Raw genomic sequence first — 14,080 nt, 5'->3', positions numbered from 1 at the left:
GTGGGCGACCTGCGCCCACGCTCGGCTCCGTATGCGTCAGTTCGACTTCGTCGGCGCTTTCGTCGCCGCTTTCGTCTGTGTGTTCGCTTCGGTCGCGGCGGCCGCCGCGCGCTCCGCGGCGTTCATCGACGAATTGGCTTGCTGCTTCGATTCCTCGAAGCAATCCTCGATGTCTTCCTTCGTCATCGTCGCGTAGGGCTTGAACTCCGGGACGGCGGCGGCGACTTTCTGCTGCGACGCCATCATGTCCGGCAGGCGTCCGCACAGCTTGGCGGCCGCCATCTTGATCCCGGCGGCCTCGGCTTCGACGCTGTTCTCGATGTCCTGCTCCGACTTGCCGGAGAAGATGCCCTTGAAGGCTTCGCCCACGGCCTTGGCGGCAAGGTCGGCACCCTGCATGCCGATGTCCATCCCGCTTTCGGCGATGCCGATGATGTGCGCGCGGTATTCCATCAGGAGCGCGCGCTGTTCGGCATTGATGGCCACGGCCTTGCCTTCGATCAGCAAGTCGCCCTTGGGCGTGATCTCGGCTTTCGGGAGATTGTCGTTGTCATCGGAGGAAATGTTGACGCCGCCGTGACCGCCGCGGACGTGCACGCTGCCCACGCTGACGTTTTCGGTGGCGAGTTTTTCGCGGGCCTGGCGGATTTCCTTCTGCACGACGCGGCCCAGCGTGGTGTTCGCTTCGGGGGCGGGAGCCGATGCGGACGGTTCCGGCTTGGGAGGCGGGGTGTTGGTGTTGCTGCAGGCAACCAGCGGCATGCAGGAGAGCAGGGCGACGGTGATGATGTGGCGTGGTTTCATTGGGAAATCCTTTGGTCAAGCAGATTTCGAAGTGGGGCGCCGCTTAGGGGTTTCGCTGCCATCCATGGCGAGACACTGTCGGCTTCGGCAAGTCTGCCCGGGCATCCATGGCCGGCTCGCGCCTTGTGTATTTGCTGCCATCCATGGCGAGACATCACTGGCTTCGGAGAGTCCTGCCCGGCCATCCATGGCCGGGCGTTCGGCAGGCCGCGCGGCAGTGCCGCGCAAGCGGCCTGCCTCACCCCTCGTCCCGCCAGCGGCGGAGGCGGATCGCGCCGAAGATCATTGCCAGGCCAGCGGCTGCGCCGATCCAGAGTTCCGGCATGGCCAGGCTGTGCAGTGCGGTCGCCGCCGAGATCTGGTGCAGCGAGCCCGCCACGTCGCCGACGCCCTTGCCGAAGTCGTCCTGGTAGAGCAGGTCCGTGCCCGGGAAGGTGCCCAGCAGCATGCGGCCGACAATGTGCTTCCAGTACCAGGACGAGTCCAGGTTGAACAGCCTGGTGAGATCGAACCAGCTCACGAAGATGCCGGAGAACACCGGGATCATGATCGCCCAGAGGAAGGGCTTGCTGCGCGCCCAGGCCGAGCACAGCAGCAGCCAGCCGGCGGTAGGCAGCGCCCACAGGGCGTACACCGGGATGCCGATCATGAAGGCGCTTACCACGGAGAGCGGGCTGCCCGGGCTCCACAGCAGGGTGAACGGATTGCCGCCGTGCAGCAGCACGACCGCGCTCAGCACCAGCATGAAGCCGACCATCGTCACCAACGAAGCCGCGAGGGCCAGGATCGGCGCGACCAGCAGCGCACTCAGGACCTTGGAGACCACGGTGTCCCGATCGGAGATCGGCAGCGATTTCCAGAACAGCACGCTGCGGTCCTTGCGATCGTCGTACAACGCACCCAGGCAATAGAAGAACACCACGAAGCCGAGCACGATGAAGGGCCAGGAAGAGGCGACGAACAGGCTCAGGTCGATGCCGTGGCCGAGCTTGGACATATCTTCCGGGCCCAGCCGCCCGGTGAGGGCGCCCAGGTCGAGGCCGTTGATGACGACGCCGTCATCGAACTTCAGCTTGCCGTCCGCCATGGCGCGGCGCGCGGTGATCTCGCCGAAGATGATGCCGAGGATCGTAAGCAGCAGCGAGATGCCACCGGCCACCAGCGGCGCCCAGAAAAAGCCGCCCTTGTGCTCCCAGAACTCGCGCTTCAGCAGCAGCTTGAGCTTGTGGGTGGAGTGGGGTGCAGCCGCGGAATGAGTGCGGGTTTCTGCAACGGCGTTCATGCGTAGGTCCCTTTCATGGTGGCGACGAACAGGTCGGCCAGGCCCGGGGTGCGGGTTTCACCCAGCGGGGACAGGCGGGCCTGTTCGATGCCGTCGAACAGCATCACGGTCTTGCCGAATGGCAGGGCGCGTTCGTCGATGGGCTTGAGGTTGCGCGCTTCGTCCGTCCGGTCGCCATTGACCAGGAGTTCGACGTAGCGGTCGCCGATGGCCTCCATCGGTGCATCGAGCACGATCTTGCCGTCGCGGATGAACATGACGTCGGTGAGGATGTGTTCGATCTCTTCGACCTGGTGGGTGGTGACGATGATGGTCTTCTCCTCGTCGAAGTAGTCTTCCAGCAGGCGCTGGTAGAACTGCTTGCGGTAGAGGATGTCGAGGCCGAGCGTCGGCTCGTCCAGTACCAGCAGCTTGGCGTCGATCGCCATCACCAGGGCCAGGTGCAGCTGCACGATCATGCCCTTGGAGAGTTCGCGCACTCGCAGTTCGGGCTTGAGCTGGGTGTGCGCGAGGAAGCGTTCGCACTTGGCGCGATCGAAGCGCGGATGCACCCCGGCGACGAATTCGATGGCTTCCTTCACCTTGATCCAGCGCGGCAGCACGGCCACGTCGGCGATGAAGCAGACATCCCTCATCAGGTCGTCGCGCTGGGTGCGCGGATCGCGTCCAAGGACGGAAAGTTCGCCCTCGAACGGGATCAGGCCCAGCATCGCCTTCAGCGCGGTGGTCTTGCCGGCGCCGTTGGGACCGATCAGGCCGATGATGCGGCCGTTGGGGATATGGAAGTTGGTGCCGTCGAGCGCGAGCTTGTTCTTGTAGTGCTTGCGCAAGTTGCGGGCGTCGACGACCGTGCCAGTGGCAATGTTGGAGGGAGCGTTCATTGCACACCTTCCAGGCCGCCGGTCGCGAGCAGTTCCTCGATCTTCAGGCCCAGGCGTTTGATGCGCTCGACCACCTGCGGCCATTCCTCGCGCAGGAAGCGATCACGTTCATTGAACAGCAACTTCCTTGCGGCTTCTTCTGTGACGTACATGCCCAGACCCCTGCGTTTTTCGACGAGAGCCTCGTCCGCCAGTTCCTGATAGGCGCGCGAGACGGTGATTGGATTGAGCTGATACTCGGCGGCCACCTGCCTCACGGAGGGCAGGGCGTCGCCGGGCTTGAGCAGGCCATCGAGCATCATCGCGATGACACGCTCCTTCAGCTGGCGATAGATGGGAGCGCTGTCGCTCCACTGGATTGCGGTCATGGTTCAGCCCCGCGGCGAGAAGGAGAAGTACGGCATGACGACGGTCTGCCGGCGGTGGCGCGAGCCCTGGAGGGGCATGCGCTGTTTGGCTTGGGCATCCATGCCGCTGTTCGATTCCAGCGCCAGCGCCGAAGCGGCGGCGATTTCAGCGGACAAGGCGACGGCCTTGGCCAGCGAGTCGATTTCATTCGCGCGCTGGCGGGTGGCCGAGGCCGGGGAAAGGTCCTGCGACACGACGTCCTGCACAGGCGTGTTGCCGGCGGGCACGGCGACCATCAGGGCGATGGCCAGCGTGGCGCAGGAAGCTGCGAAGGCGGAGAGCGAGTTGCGGAGCTTGCTGTTCATGGCGAACGTCCTGCTCGTTGGTAGACCGGTGTTGTATGCAACTATAACACCTAAACACGTAACGTCAACAAGGGCGGACCCCAACTGAAGTCACGGTATGGGTCATCGCCGAGCCAGGCCGGCCGTTCCGTGTAATTTGCATACATATCAATATGTTACACCTCATTGGTGAGTGCTCGGCTCCCCAAGGCGGTCAGGCGAAACAGCACCGCTCGGCGGGAGGCGCGGCCGGTCCTCCACCAAATGCGCTGAACGGGGCGTTTGATCCCTTGGGCTCGCCAACAGTCGGAGCCCCCAAGAAGCCGCATCTGACGCGGCGGGCGTGCTGCCTTGCTTCCGCCACTGACCTGCGAAGGAACAAGTTTGGAGATCAACAGAGCTGCGAATTTTTCTGAGCGCTGAATTGCGGGGTGGGTTGCCCGGGATCGAACGGGGCGCATGCCGCAGATCGGGGACTCCGTGGGTCCGCCGCATTGCCCCTGCCGCAATCGGCCGCGACAATAGTGGCTTCGCGCCGCGCTCGCGGCGTGTCCCTCAGGAGTCTTCATGAAGCCCTTGCTGCGCGGCGTTGCTGCGCTGTTGACCACTGCGGCGGTGCTGTTCGGCACCGCTGCCTCTGCCCAGGACAAGACCGTGCTGACCACCGACCGCGAAAAGGCCAGCTACATGGTCGGTACCGACATCGGTCATTCGATCGCTCCCGTTGGCCCGGACCTGGACATGGCCGCGTTCGAGAAAGCCGTCCGCAACGCCTTCACCGGCGGCAAGCCGCTGTTGACCCCCGACGAAGCCAAGAGCACCGGCCAGGCCTTGATGGCGCGCATCAGCGCGCGCAACAGCCCGCCGGCCGCCGGTGCCAAGGTTCCTGAGATCGGCAAGGACAAGGTCGGCCTGCTGGTGGGCGCCGACGTTGGCCGCTCGCTGGCACCGATCCATGAGGAGATCGATTTTCCGGTGTTCCTGCAGGGCGTACGCGCCGCGATGGGCAACGGCACGCTGCTGTTGAGCGAGGCGGAGCTGGGTGCGATCCGTGAGTCCTTCTCGCAGAAGGTGCAATCGCAGTTGCAGGCAAAGGCCGCGGTCGCGGCGGACAAGAACAAGGCGGCGGGCACCGATTTCCTCGCCAAGCACAAGACAGAGAAGGGCGTATTCACCACGCCTTCCGGCCTGCAGTACATGGTCCTGCGCCAGGGCGCCGGCCCGCGTCCGCGCGCCTCGGACCATGTCCGTGTGAACTACCAGGGCGCGCTGCTGGACGGCACTGTGTTCGACAGCTCCTACGAACGTGGCCAGCCGACCGAATTCGGACTCAACCAGGTGATCCAGGGTTGGACAGAGGGCCTGACACTCATGCCGGTGGGCGCCAAGTACCGCTTCTGGATCCCTGGCGACCTCGCCTACGGCCCCCAGGGCATGCCCCAGGGTGGCATCGGCCCGAACTCCACGCTGGTGTTCGATGTCGAACTGCTGGCGATCACGCCGCAGTAAGCCGTCCAAGCGAATCGCCCGCGTTCTTACGCGATGTTCAGCCGGACGCCCCCAGCGTGTCCGGCCTTGCCAAATGTGAAATCCCCAGGAGCTTCTGATGACCCGTTTTAACCGCCACGTTTCCGTGGCCCTTGCCGCGGCCGCACTCGCAGTCACCGTCACCGCCTGCAACCCTTCCGCGGACAAGGCCAAGTCCGACGCCAAGACCGAAGAGAGCGCGAAGGATTCCGGTCCGCAGATCGCCGGCCTGCCGACCGAGAAGGACAAGGTCAGCTACATGATCGGCATGCAGATGGGCAAGTCGCTGGAACAGGTCAAGGACGAGGTCGATGTCGAGGTCCTCACCAAGGCCATCAAGTCGTCGGTTGCGGGCGAGAAGATGCTGATGGACGAGAAGCAGGCGCAGCAGATCGCCGAAGCCTTTGGCCAGAAGATGCAGGCCAAGCAGATCGCCAAGATGATGGCGGAGGCGAAGACCAACAAGGAAGCCGGCGCCAAGTTCCTCGCCGAGAACGCCAAGAAGCCGGGCGTGAAGACCACCCCGTCGGGCCTGCAGTACCAGGTCATCACCGAAGGCACGGGCCCGAAGCCGCAGGATAGCGACGTCGTTCGCGTGCACTACAAGGGCTCGCTCCTCGACGGCAAGACGTTCGACAGCTCCTACGACCGCGGTACGCCGGCCACCTTCCCGCTGGCCGGCGTGATTCCGGGCTGGCGCGAGGGCCTCGCGCTGATGCCGGTGGGCAGCAAGTACAAGCTGTGGATCCCCGCGTCGATCGGTTATGGCGAAGCGGGCACCCAGGGTGGCCCGATCGGCCCGAACGCCACGTTGGTGTTTGAAGTCGAACTGCTTGAAATCGTGAAGCCCGAAGCGAAGTAAGGGTCTCCACAACGAGAGGGGCGGCTTCGCCGTGAAGCCGCCACCGCCAAGGTCGCGAGTGTCGCAGGACACTCGCGGAACGGATTCCAGCGATTGCTCTCCGGGTCTGCTGTCATCCGCAAAGGGAAGGAAACGAGTCCATGCGCGTCACAATCTTCGGCACCGGCTATGTCGGCCTCGTCACGGGAACCTGCCTGGCCGAAGTCGGCCATGACGTGGTCTGCGTCGACATCGACAAGGCGAAAGTCGAAGGCCTCAACAACGGCATCATCCCGATCTACGAGCCGGGCCTCGAACCGATGGTCAAGGCCAACCATGCGTCCGGGCGCCTCAACTTCACCACCGACGCCGCCACCGCCATCCAGCACGGCAACACGATCTTCATCGCGGTGGGCACGCCGCCCGACGAGGATGGCAGCGCCGACCTGAAGTACGTACTGGCAGTCGCCAGGACGATCGGGCAGAACCTGGAACAGCCCGCGGTGATCGTCGACAAATCCACGGTGCCCGTCGGCACGGCCGACAAGGTGCGCGCGGTGATCGCGGCCGAACTCGAAGCCCGCAGTGTGCAGATCGCGTTCGACGTCGCCTCCAATCCCGAATTCCTCAAGGAGGGCGATGCGGTCAAGGACTGCATGCGCCCGGACCGCATCGTGATCGGCGCCAGCGATCCTGCTTCGATCGAACAGCTCAAGCGCCTGTACGCGCCGTTCAACCGCAACCACGAACGCATCGTGGCGATGGACGTGCGCTCGGCCGAGCTGACCAAGTACGCAGCGAATGCGATGTTGGCGACCAAGATCAGCTTCATGAACGAGATGGCGAACATCGCCGAACGCGTAGGCGCCGACATCGAGCACGTGCGCCACGGCATCGGTTCGGATCCGCGCATCGGCTACAGCTTCATCTATCCCGGCGCCGGTTATGGCGGTTCCTGCTTCCCCAAGGATGTGCAGGCGCTGGAGCGCACCGCACGGCAGCATGGCTACAACGCCCAGATCCTGGAGGCCGTCGAGGCGGTCAACGGACGCCAGAAGCATCGCCTGTTCGAGCTGATCAACGCCCATTACAACGGCAATATCGCCGGCAAGACCGTTGCCGTGTGGGGCCTTGCCTTCAAGCCCAACACCGACGACATGCGCGAAGCATCCAGCCGCACGCTGCTCGCACGCCTGTGGGAAGCCGGGGCCAGGGTGCGTGCGTACGATCCGGAAGCGAGCCACGAGGCGGAGCGCATTTTCGGAAAGCGCGATGACCTGGTGCTGTGCGAATCGGCGCGCGATGCGATCGATGGCGCGGATGTACTGGCCGTCGTCACCGAGTGGAAGCAGTTCCGCAGCCCCGACTTCGGCCGCTTGCACGCGACACTGACCGACAAGGCGATCTTCGACGGCCGCAACCTGTACCAACCGCACGAAGTCGAGCAGGCGGGCCTGGCGTACTACGGCATTGGCCGCGGCCGTTCGATCAAGGGCAATGGCTCTTCCTGAGCCTCGGATGCGTGCGATGACGCCAGAACAACTCGAACACCGCCTGGCCGACCTGGAAACGCGCGTCGCTTTCCAGGAACAGGCCCTGCTCGACCTCAGCGATGCGCTGGCCGCTGCGCGGGACGAGGAGGGCCGCACGGCGCTGTTGCTGCATCGCGCCCTGGAAGAGCTGAAGGCGATCCGCAGTACCCTGTCCGCAACCCCGTTGACCGGCGATGCCTCGCAGGAACCGCCGCCTCCGCATTACTGACCGACTACTTCCATTCCCCGTCCCGGCAACGCAGCAGCACACGCAATGAGCGACAGTCTTCGCGACCAACTTCTCGGCCTCGGCTTCAAGCCGGCGCCCAAACCCGAACGTCCCGCGGGCAACAAGCCCGGCGCATCGCAGGGCAAGCCGCAACACGGCAAGCCGTCGCATGGCCGGCAGGGTGGCGCTCCGGCCGGAAAGCCGCAGCAACGCCCTGCACACAAGCCGGGCGCGAAGCCGGGTCAGCGTTCACGCGAGGAGATCGACCTCGCCAAGGCCTATGCGCTGCGCTCCCAACGCGAGAAGGACGAACGCATCGCCGCCGAAGCCGCGAAGCAGGAGGAAGCCCGCAAGCGCCGCGAAGCCCGCGCCAAGCTGACCGACCTGGTGAAGGACAAGGCGCTGAACAACGCGGATGCCGACATCGCCCGCCACTTTCCCTACGGCGGCAAGATCAAGCGCGTCTATGTCACCGCCGAACAGTTGAAAGCGCTCAACGCGGGCGAACTGGGCGTGCTGCAGCTCGATGGCCGCTACGTGCTGGTCTCGTCCGAGCTGATGGCGCAGGCAGCCGAGATCTTTCCCGCGGCCATCGCGCTCAAGGTCGATCCCGATGCGCCGGCCGAAGATGATCCCTACGCCGACCCGCAATTCCAGGTCCCCGACGACCTGGTCTGGTAAACGCGGCGTTACACGATTGCCTTGACCGCACGCCGCAACCGCGACACGCCAAGGTCGCGGATCAGCCGGTGCGATGCATGGGGCACGGTCGAGTCGTCGATGTCGTGCGGCGCTACGTTCTTGCGGTCAACACCGGGCAGGAAGTGGATGCCAGCCGCCGCATAGCAATGCTGGACCATCGCCGAACAGTACAGCGCGCCCTCCTGTGACAGCAGGTTGCCACGGGCACGCAGACGCGTGCTGTGCATGGCAAGCAGGGTGCCTGCCAATTCACGCAATGAATAGCTCGACAAGCCGGAGAGCAGGTCCAGTGCGGATGCCTGTACCTGCCGCGTCTGCTCGTCATCAAGGTGGAAATCGAGTATCGCCAGATTGGGGAAGGCCTCCGCGTCGAAATAGCGGGACGCGCGATTCTCCTGCACACCCAGGCGAACCTGCCGATAACGCACGTCGAGGTCGGACTCGATCACCCACCACTGGCCGTCGCTGCGTCGCTCGCTGAAGAGGAAAGCATGCGACCACAGGCTGCGGTGTCCGTCCGCGGTTAGGGGCGCCTGTGCCTTGCGGATCAGCTTGTTGATCCAGTCACGGCCGCCGCACAGCCCGATGCGGCCCGGTGCGGCATGCCGCTCGATGAAGTCAGCGTTGGAATTCACGGTCGCCCCTGTGAGCCGGGTCTGCCCGGCACATGCATCCACCCCGGATCGTAGTCGAACACCGCTTCGCGTCGCGCTGACTTGCGCTTACTCCGGATCGTAGTCCGCGCTGCCTCAGCCATGGAGCGGCAGTGATGCATGCCGCGCCGCCGCGCGTGGGAAAATGACTACTCCGGGTCGTAGTCCAGATTGGAGGCCAACCAACGCTCCGCCTGCGCCAAGCTCACGCCCTTACGCCGCGCGTAATCCTCGACCTGCTCCTTCGACACGCGGCCGACGACGAAATACTGGCTCTGCGGGTGGCTGAAGTAGTAGCCCGATACCGCGGCCGCCGGATACATGGCGAAGTTCTCGGTGAGCTTCACCCCGGCGTTGCGCTCGGCATCGAGCAGGCGGAACAGCGTCGCTTTCTCGCTGTGTTCCGGGCACGCCGGGTAGCCGGGAGCAGGGCGGATGCCGCGATACTTTTCGTCGATCAGTGAATCGTTGTCGAGCGACTCGTCGCCGGCGTAGCCCCAGAACTCCTTGCGCACGCGTTCGTGCAGGCGCTCGGCGAACGCTTCGGCGAGGCGGTCGGCCAGGGCCTTGAGCAGGATGGCGTTGTAGTCATCATGGTCGGCTTCGAAGCGTGCGACGTGCTCCTCGATCCCGATGCCCGCCGTAACCGCGAATCCGCCGAGCCAGTCCTGCTTGCCGGAGTCCTTCGGCGCGATGAAGTCGGCGAGGCAGAAGTCGGGTCGATCGGCGGGCTTGTCCACCTGCTGGCGCAGGAAGCAGAGGGTCGTTGGCTTGCCGTCCGCTTCGACGACCACGTCGTCGCCCAGCGAGTTCGCCGGCCACAGACCGAATACTGCCCGGGCGGTCAGCCACTTTTCCTCGACCAGCTGCTTCAGCATCGCGCGGGCGTCGCGATACAGCTCGCTGGCCTGGGCGCCGACGATCTCGTCGGTAAGGATCGCGGGATACCTGCCGGCCAGCTCCCAGGTGTTGAAGAACGGCGTCCAGTCGATGAAGCCGACCAGTTCGGCCAGCGGATAGTCGTCGAGGACATGCAGGCCAGGCTGCTTCGGCAGCGGCGGCGTGTAATCGCTCCACTGGCCTGCGAACTTCTGGCCGCGGGCCTTCTCCAGCGACACCAGTCGCTTGCCGTCCCCCCGGTTGCGATGACGCTGGCGGATCTCCGCGTAGTCCGCATCGTTGGCAGCGACGAATGGCGTGCGCAGATCGGCGCTGATAAGCGACTGCGCCACGCCTACGGCGCGCGACGCGTCTTTCACCCAGACCGTCGGCTGCCTGTAATGAGGGTCGATCTTGAGCGCGGTGTGCGCGCGCGAGGTGGTCGCACCGCCGATCAGCAGCGGCATCTCGAAGCCCTGCCGCTGCATCTCGCGGGCGACATGGCTCATTTCTTCCAGTGACGGCGTGATCAGGCCGGACAGACCGATCAGGTCGGCGTTTTCGGCCCTGGCGCGGTCGAGGATGGTCTGCGCCGGCACCATCACGCCCAGGTCGATCACTTCGAAGTTGTTGCAGGCCAGTACCACGCCCACGATGTTCTTGCCGATGTCGTGCACGTCGCCCTTGACGGTCGCCATCACGATCTTGCCGTTGGACTTGCCGACATCGCCGGTGCGCAGCTTCTCGGCCTCGATGTAGGGCAGGAGGTAGGCCACGGCCTTCTTCATGACGCGTGCCGACTTCACTACCTGCGGCAGGAACATCTTGCCGGCGCCGAACAGGTCGCCGACGACGTTCATGCCGTCCATCAACGGGCCTTCGATCACGTCCAGGGGGCGCGTGGACTGCGCGCGGGCCTCTTCGGTATCGGTTTCGATGTACTGGTCGATGCCGTGGACCAGCGAATGCGACAGGCGTGCGCGGACCGGCTTGTCGCGCCACGCCAGGTCTTCGGTTTTCTTCTCGCCTTTCCTGCCCTTGTAGCGGTCGGCGATCGCGAGGAGGCGCTCGGTGGCGTCGGCGCGGCGGTTGAGCACCACATCCTCGACGCGTTCGCGCAGGTCCGGGTCCAGCTCGTCGTACAGGGGCAGGGCGCCGGCATTGACGATGCCCATGTCCATGCCAGCCCGGATCGCGTGGTAGAGGAAAACCACGTGGATCGCCTGGCGCACCGGCTCATTGCCACGGAACGAGAACGAGACGTTCGACACGCCGCCCGAGACATGGCTGAAGGGGAAGCGGCGCTTCAGCTCGCGCGCGCCCTCGATGAAGGCCACCGCGTAGTCGTTGTGCTCGTCGATGCCGGTGGCGATCGCGAACACGTTGGGATCGAAGATGATGTCCTCGGGCGGGAAGCCGATCTCCTCGGTCAGCAGCTGGTAGGCGCGGGAACAGATATCGACCTTGCGCTCGACCGTGTCGGCCTGGCCCACCTCGTCGAACGCCATGACCACGACGGCGGCACCATAGCGGCGCACCAGGCGTGCCTGGCGCAGGAACTCGGCCTCGCCTTCCTTCATCGAGATCGAGTTGACGATGCCCTTGCCTTGCAGGCACTTCAGGCCGGCCTCGATCACGCTGAACTTCGAGCTGTCCACCATCACCGGCACGCGGGCGATATCGGGCTCGGCCGCCATCAGGTTGAGGAACGTGACCATCGCCTGCTCGGAGTCGAGCATGCCCTCGTCCATGTTGACGTCGATGACCTGCGCGCCGTTCTCGACCTGCTGGCGCGCCACGACGACGGCTTCGTCGTAACGGCCCTCGAGGATCAGCTTCTTGAACTGGGCCGAGCCGGTGACGTTGGTGCGCTCACCGACGTTGACGAAGTTGCTCTGCGGGGTGATCTGCAGCGGCTCGAGACCGCTGAGACGGGTCTGGCGGGGCAGCACTTGCGACATCAGGCGGCGTCCACCAGCTGCGGAACCTGGCGCGGGACGACATCCGAAACCGCTTCGGCGATGGCGGCGATGTGCGCCGGAGTCGTGCCGCAGCAGCCGCCGACCAGGTTGAGCAGGCCGGCCTGGGCAAACTCGCGCAGCACCCCGGCCATGTCTTCCGGTGTTTCGTCATAACCGCCAAACGCGTTGGGCAGGCCGGCGTTCGGATGCGTGCTGACATAGGTATCGGCCACCTGCGCCAGCACGTCGACGTGCGCACGCAGGTCCTTCGCGCCCAATGCGCAGTTCAGCCCGATGGACAGCGGCTGCGCGTGTCGCAGCGAGTACCAGAACGCCTCGGCCGTCTGCCCGGACAGGGTGCGGCCGGAAGCGTCGGTGATCGTGCCGGAAATCATCACCGGCAGGCGCGCGCCGCGTGCTTCGAAGGCTTCCTCGACCGCGAACAGCGCGGCCTTGGCGTTGAGCGTGTCGAAGATGGTTTCGACCATGATCACGTCGCTGCCGCCGTCGATCAGCCCGTCGGTGGCTTCGCGGTAGGCCACGCGCAATTCGTCGAAGCTGATGGCGCGGAAGCCGGGGCGGTTCACGTCCGGACTCAGGGATGCGGTGCGACTGGTCGGGCCGAGGACGCCGATGACGAAGCGCGGCTTCGAGGGATCCTGTGCTTCGATCGCATCGCAGGCCGCACGCGCGAGGCGCGCCCCGGTCTCGTTGAGCTCGCGGGCGAGGTGTTCGAGGCCGTAGTCGGCGAGCGAGATGGTCGTTGAATTGAACGTGTTCGTCTCGATCAGGTCGGCACCCGCTTCGAGGTACTGCACGTGGATCTCCCGGATGACCTCGGGGCGCGTCAGGCTCAGCAGGTCGTTGTTGCCGCGCTGGTCGCGCGCGCAGCCGCAGCCATCGCCATGGGCGTGGCCGGAGGGCGCGTGGTGGTCGTCGTAGCCGTGGACAAAGCGCGTGCCGCGATAGTCGGCTTCCTCCAGCTGGTGCTGCTGGATCATCGTGCCCATCGCGCCGTCGATCACCAGGATGCGGTCGCGCAGCTGCCGCTGCAGCGCCTCGACACGGGCGGGATGGAGCCAGGGTAGCGTGTTCATTTCAGTTCTTCTTCGTGCTCTTGCGCGCTATCGGGGTGGGGTCGGCGGCCTTGCGGGCCATCAGCGCGATGACTTCGAAATGCGGAGGCCGGCGTTCACGGGTGATCGTTTCGCTACTGATGATGTCGAGACCGGCCTTGGCGACGAATTTCTGCAGTTCCTTCTCGCTGAAGCCGAGATTGACGTGGCCGAAGGCCTCGACCACCTGGCGGTGTTCGTGTTTCGCCAGGCTGGTCAGCAGCAGGCGGCCGCCCGGGCGCAGCACGCGCGCGGCTTCGGCCACGGCCTGTGCCGGATGCTCGGCGTAGGTCAGCGCGTGCATCAGCACCACCAGGTCGAATTGCGCCGCGGTGAACGGCAGGCCGTGCATGTCGCCTTCACGGACTTCGACGTTCTCCAGCTTGCGCAGGCGCTCGGATGCGGCGAGCACGACCTTGGTGCTCGAGTCGAGGCAGACGTAGCGGTTCGAGTGCGGGGCCAGCAGTTCTGCCAGCACGCCGTCGCCGGAGGCGATGTCGAGCACGTCGCCCGGCTGCAGCAGCGGTACGGCCGAGCGCGCCAGCGCTTCCCAGGTGCGGCCGGGGGAGTAGTGGCGCTCCATGTCGCCGGCCACCGAGTCCGCCCAGTTCTGCTCGCTGGCGCGCGCGGCCAGCACGGCGGCGACGCGGTCCTTGTCCTGGCGCAGCAGCGGATCGTCGCTGCCCTCGCGCAGGGTTTGCCAGAGCGCAGCCTGGGCTGCATCGAGTGCGCCTTCGTCGAAGCGGTAGTAGGCGGACACCCCGGAGCGGCGGTCGCGCACCAGCCCGGCTTCCTTGAGCTTGGACAGATGGGTGGAAACGCGCGGCTGCGCCAGCCGTGTGATCGCCGACAACTCGGCCACGGTCATCTCTTCCCGCTCGAGCAGGGCGAGCAGGCGGACGCGCGTGGCGTCGGCGAAAACCTTGAGGCGTGTGGACCAGCCTTCGAGATCCATGCGGAATGCCTCTATCAACCTATCGCG

General features: G+C 65.4%; 13 protein-coding genes and 1 pseudogene. 5 read left to right on the top strand and 9 right to left on the bottom strand.

Going from position 1 to position 14,080, the window contains the following annotated elements; translation table 11 throughout:
• Positions 1-36: 36 nt before the first annotated feature.
• From ACXJJ9_RS13005 to ACXJJ9_RS12985, 5 genes are all read right to left on the bottom strand, one after another.
• Positions 37-804 (bottom strand): hypothetical protein, encoded by a 768-nt coding sequence (locus tag ACXJJ9_RS13005; protein WP_457097576.1) that lies wholly within the window; start codon positions 802-804, stop codon positions 37-39.
• A 238-nt stretch (positions 805-1,042) separates the two neighbouring features.
• Positions 1,043-2,086, bottom strand: coding sequence for an ABC-2 transporter permease (locus ACXJJ9_RS13000; RefSeq protein ID WP_457097575.1), 1,044 nt, complete (start codon positions 2,084-2,086; stop codon positions 1,043-1,045).
• Positions 2,083-2,967 (bottom strand): ABC transporter ATP-binding protein, encoded by an 885-nt coding sequence (locus tag ACXJJ9_RS12995; RefSeq protein ID WP_457097574.1) that lies wholly within the window; start codon positions 2,965-2,967, stop codon positions 2,083-2,085. Before ACXJJ9_RS12995 ends, ACXJJ9_RS13000 begins: the two co-directional genes overlap by 4 nt.
• The gene (locus ACXJJ9_RS12990; RefSeq protein WP_310052842.1) at positions 2,964-3,335 is read right to left on the bottom strand and encodes a GntR family transcriptional regulator; all 372 of its coding nucleotides are present in this window, start codon (positions 3,333-3,335) and stop codon (positions 2,964-2,966) included. The genes ACXJJ9_RS12995 and ACXJJ9_RS12990 overlap by 4 nt, the downstream gene beginning before the upstream one ends.
• Before the next feature lie 3 nt (positions 3,336-3,338).
• Complete coding sequence (locus ACXJJ9_RS12985; protein ID WP_457097573.1) at positions 3,339-3,680, bottom strand: hypothetical protein; 342 nt, start codon at positions 3,678-3,680, stop codon at positions 3,339-3,341.
• Between the two features lie 546 nt (positions 3,681-4,226).
• On the opposite strand from ACXJJ9_RS12985, the gene ACXJJ9_RS12980 reads away from it, so the two are divergent.
• From ACXJJ9_RS12980 to ACXJJ9_RS12960, 5 genes are all read left to right on the top strand, one after another.
• Entirely contained in the window at positions 4,227-5,168 is a 942-nt protein-coding gene (locus ACXJJ9_RS12980; protein WP_457097572.1) for an FKBP-type peptidyl-prolyl cis-trans isomerase N-terminal domain-containing protein, read from the top strand.
• Positions 5,169-5,265: 97 nt separating this feature from the next.
• On the top strand, positions 5,266-6,048 hold the full coding sequence (locus ACXJJ9_RS12975) for an FKBP-type peptidyl-prolyl cis-trans isomerase (RefSeq protein ID WP_457097571.1): 783 nt from the start codon (positions 5,266-5,268) through the stop codon (positions 6,046-6,048).
• Positions 6,049-6,188: 140 nt separating this feature from the next.
• A complete protein-coding gene (locus tag ACXJJ9_RS12970; protein ID WP_457097570.1) occupies positions 6,189-7,538 on the top strand; it encodes a UDP-glucose dehydrogenase family protein in 1,350 nt (449 codons plus the stop codon).
• A 16-nt stretch (positions 7,539-7,554) separates the two neighbouring features.
• Positions 7,555-7,788 (top strand): SlyX family protein, encoded by a 234-nt coding sequence (locus ACXJJ9_RS12965; protein ID WP_310052834.1) that lies wholly within the window; start codon positions 7,555-7,557, stop codon positions 7,786-7,788.
• Positions 7,789-7,833: 45 nt separating this feature from the next.
• Positions 7,834-8,469 carry a DUF2058 domain-containing protein gene (locus ACXJJ9_RS12960; protein WP_457097569.1) on the top strand — a complete coding sequence of 212 codons (636 nt, stop codon included), beginning with the start codon at positions 7,834-7,836 and terminating at the stop codon, positions 8,467-8,469.
• 8 nt (positions 8,470-8,477) lie between these two features.
• Here the strand turns inward: ACXJJ9_RS12960 and ACXJJ9_RS12955 are convergent, their stop codons facing one another.
• The 4 genes and pseudogenes from ACXJJ9_RS12955 to ACXJJ9_RS12940 form a co-directional block, all read right to left on the bottom strand.
• Positions 8,478-9,125, bottom strand: a complete 648-nt coding sequence (locus tag ACXJJ9_RS12955) for a hypothetical protein (protein ID WP_457097568.1) — start codon at positions 9,123-9,125, stop codon at positions 8,478-8,480.
• Between the two features lie 167 nt (positions 9,126-9,292).
• Positions 9,293-11,983, bottom strand: coding sequence for a methionine synthase (metH, locus tag ACXJJ9_RS12950; RefSeq protein ID WP_457097567.1), 2,691 nt, complete (start codon positions 11,981-11,983; stop codon positions 9,293-9,295).
• A complete protein-coding gene (locus tag ACXJJ9_RS12945; RefSeq protein WP_457097566.1) occupies positions 11,983-13,080 on the bottom strand; it encodes a homocysteine S-methyltransferase family protein in 1,098 nt (365 codons plus the stop codon). Before ACXJJ9_RS12945 ends, metH begins: the two co-directional genes overlap by 1 nt.
• Positions 13,081-13,129: 49 nt before the next feature.
• Positions 13,130-14,053: pseudogene (locus tag ACXJJ9_RS12940) on the bottom strand (ArsR/SmtB family transcription factor); the annotation flags it as partial.
• Between the last annotated feature and the right edge of the window lie 27 nt (positions 14,054-14,080).

The organism is Lysobacter sp. P5_B9 (assembly GCF_054049835.1).
The sequence above is the reverse complement of the archived record's forward strand: the minus strand, read 5'-3'. Positions and strand labels throughout refer to the sequence as shown.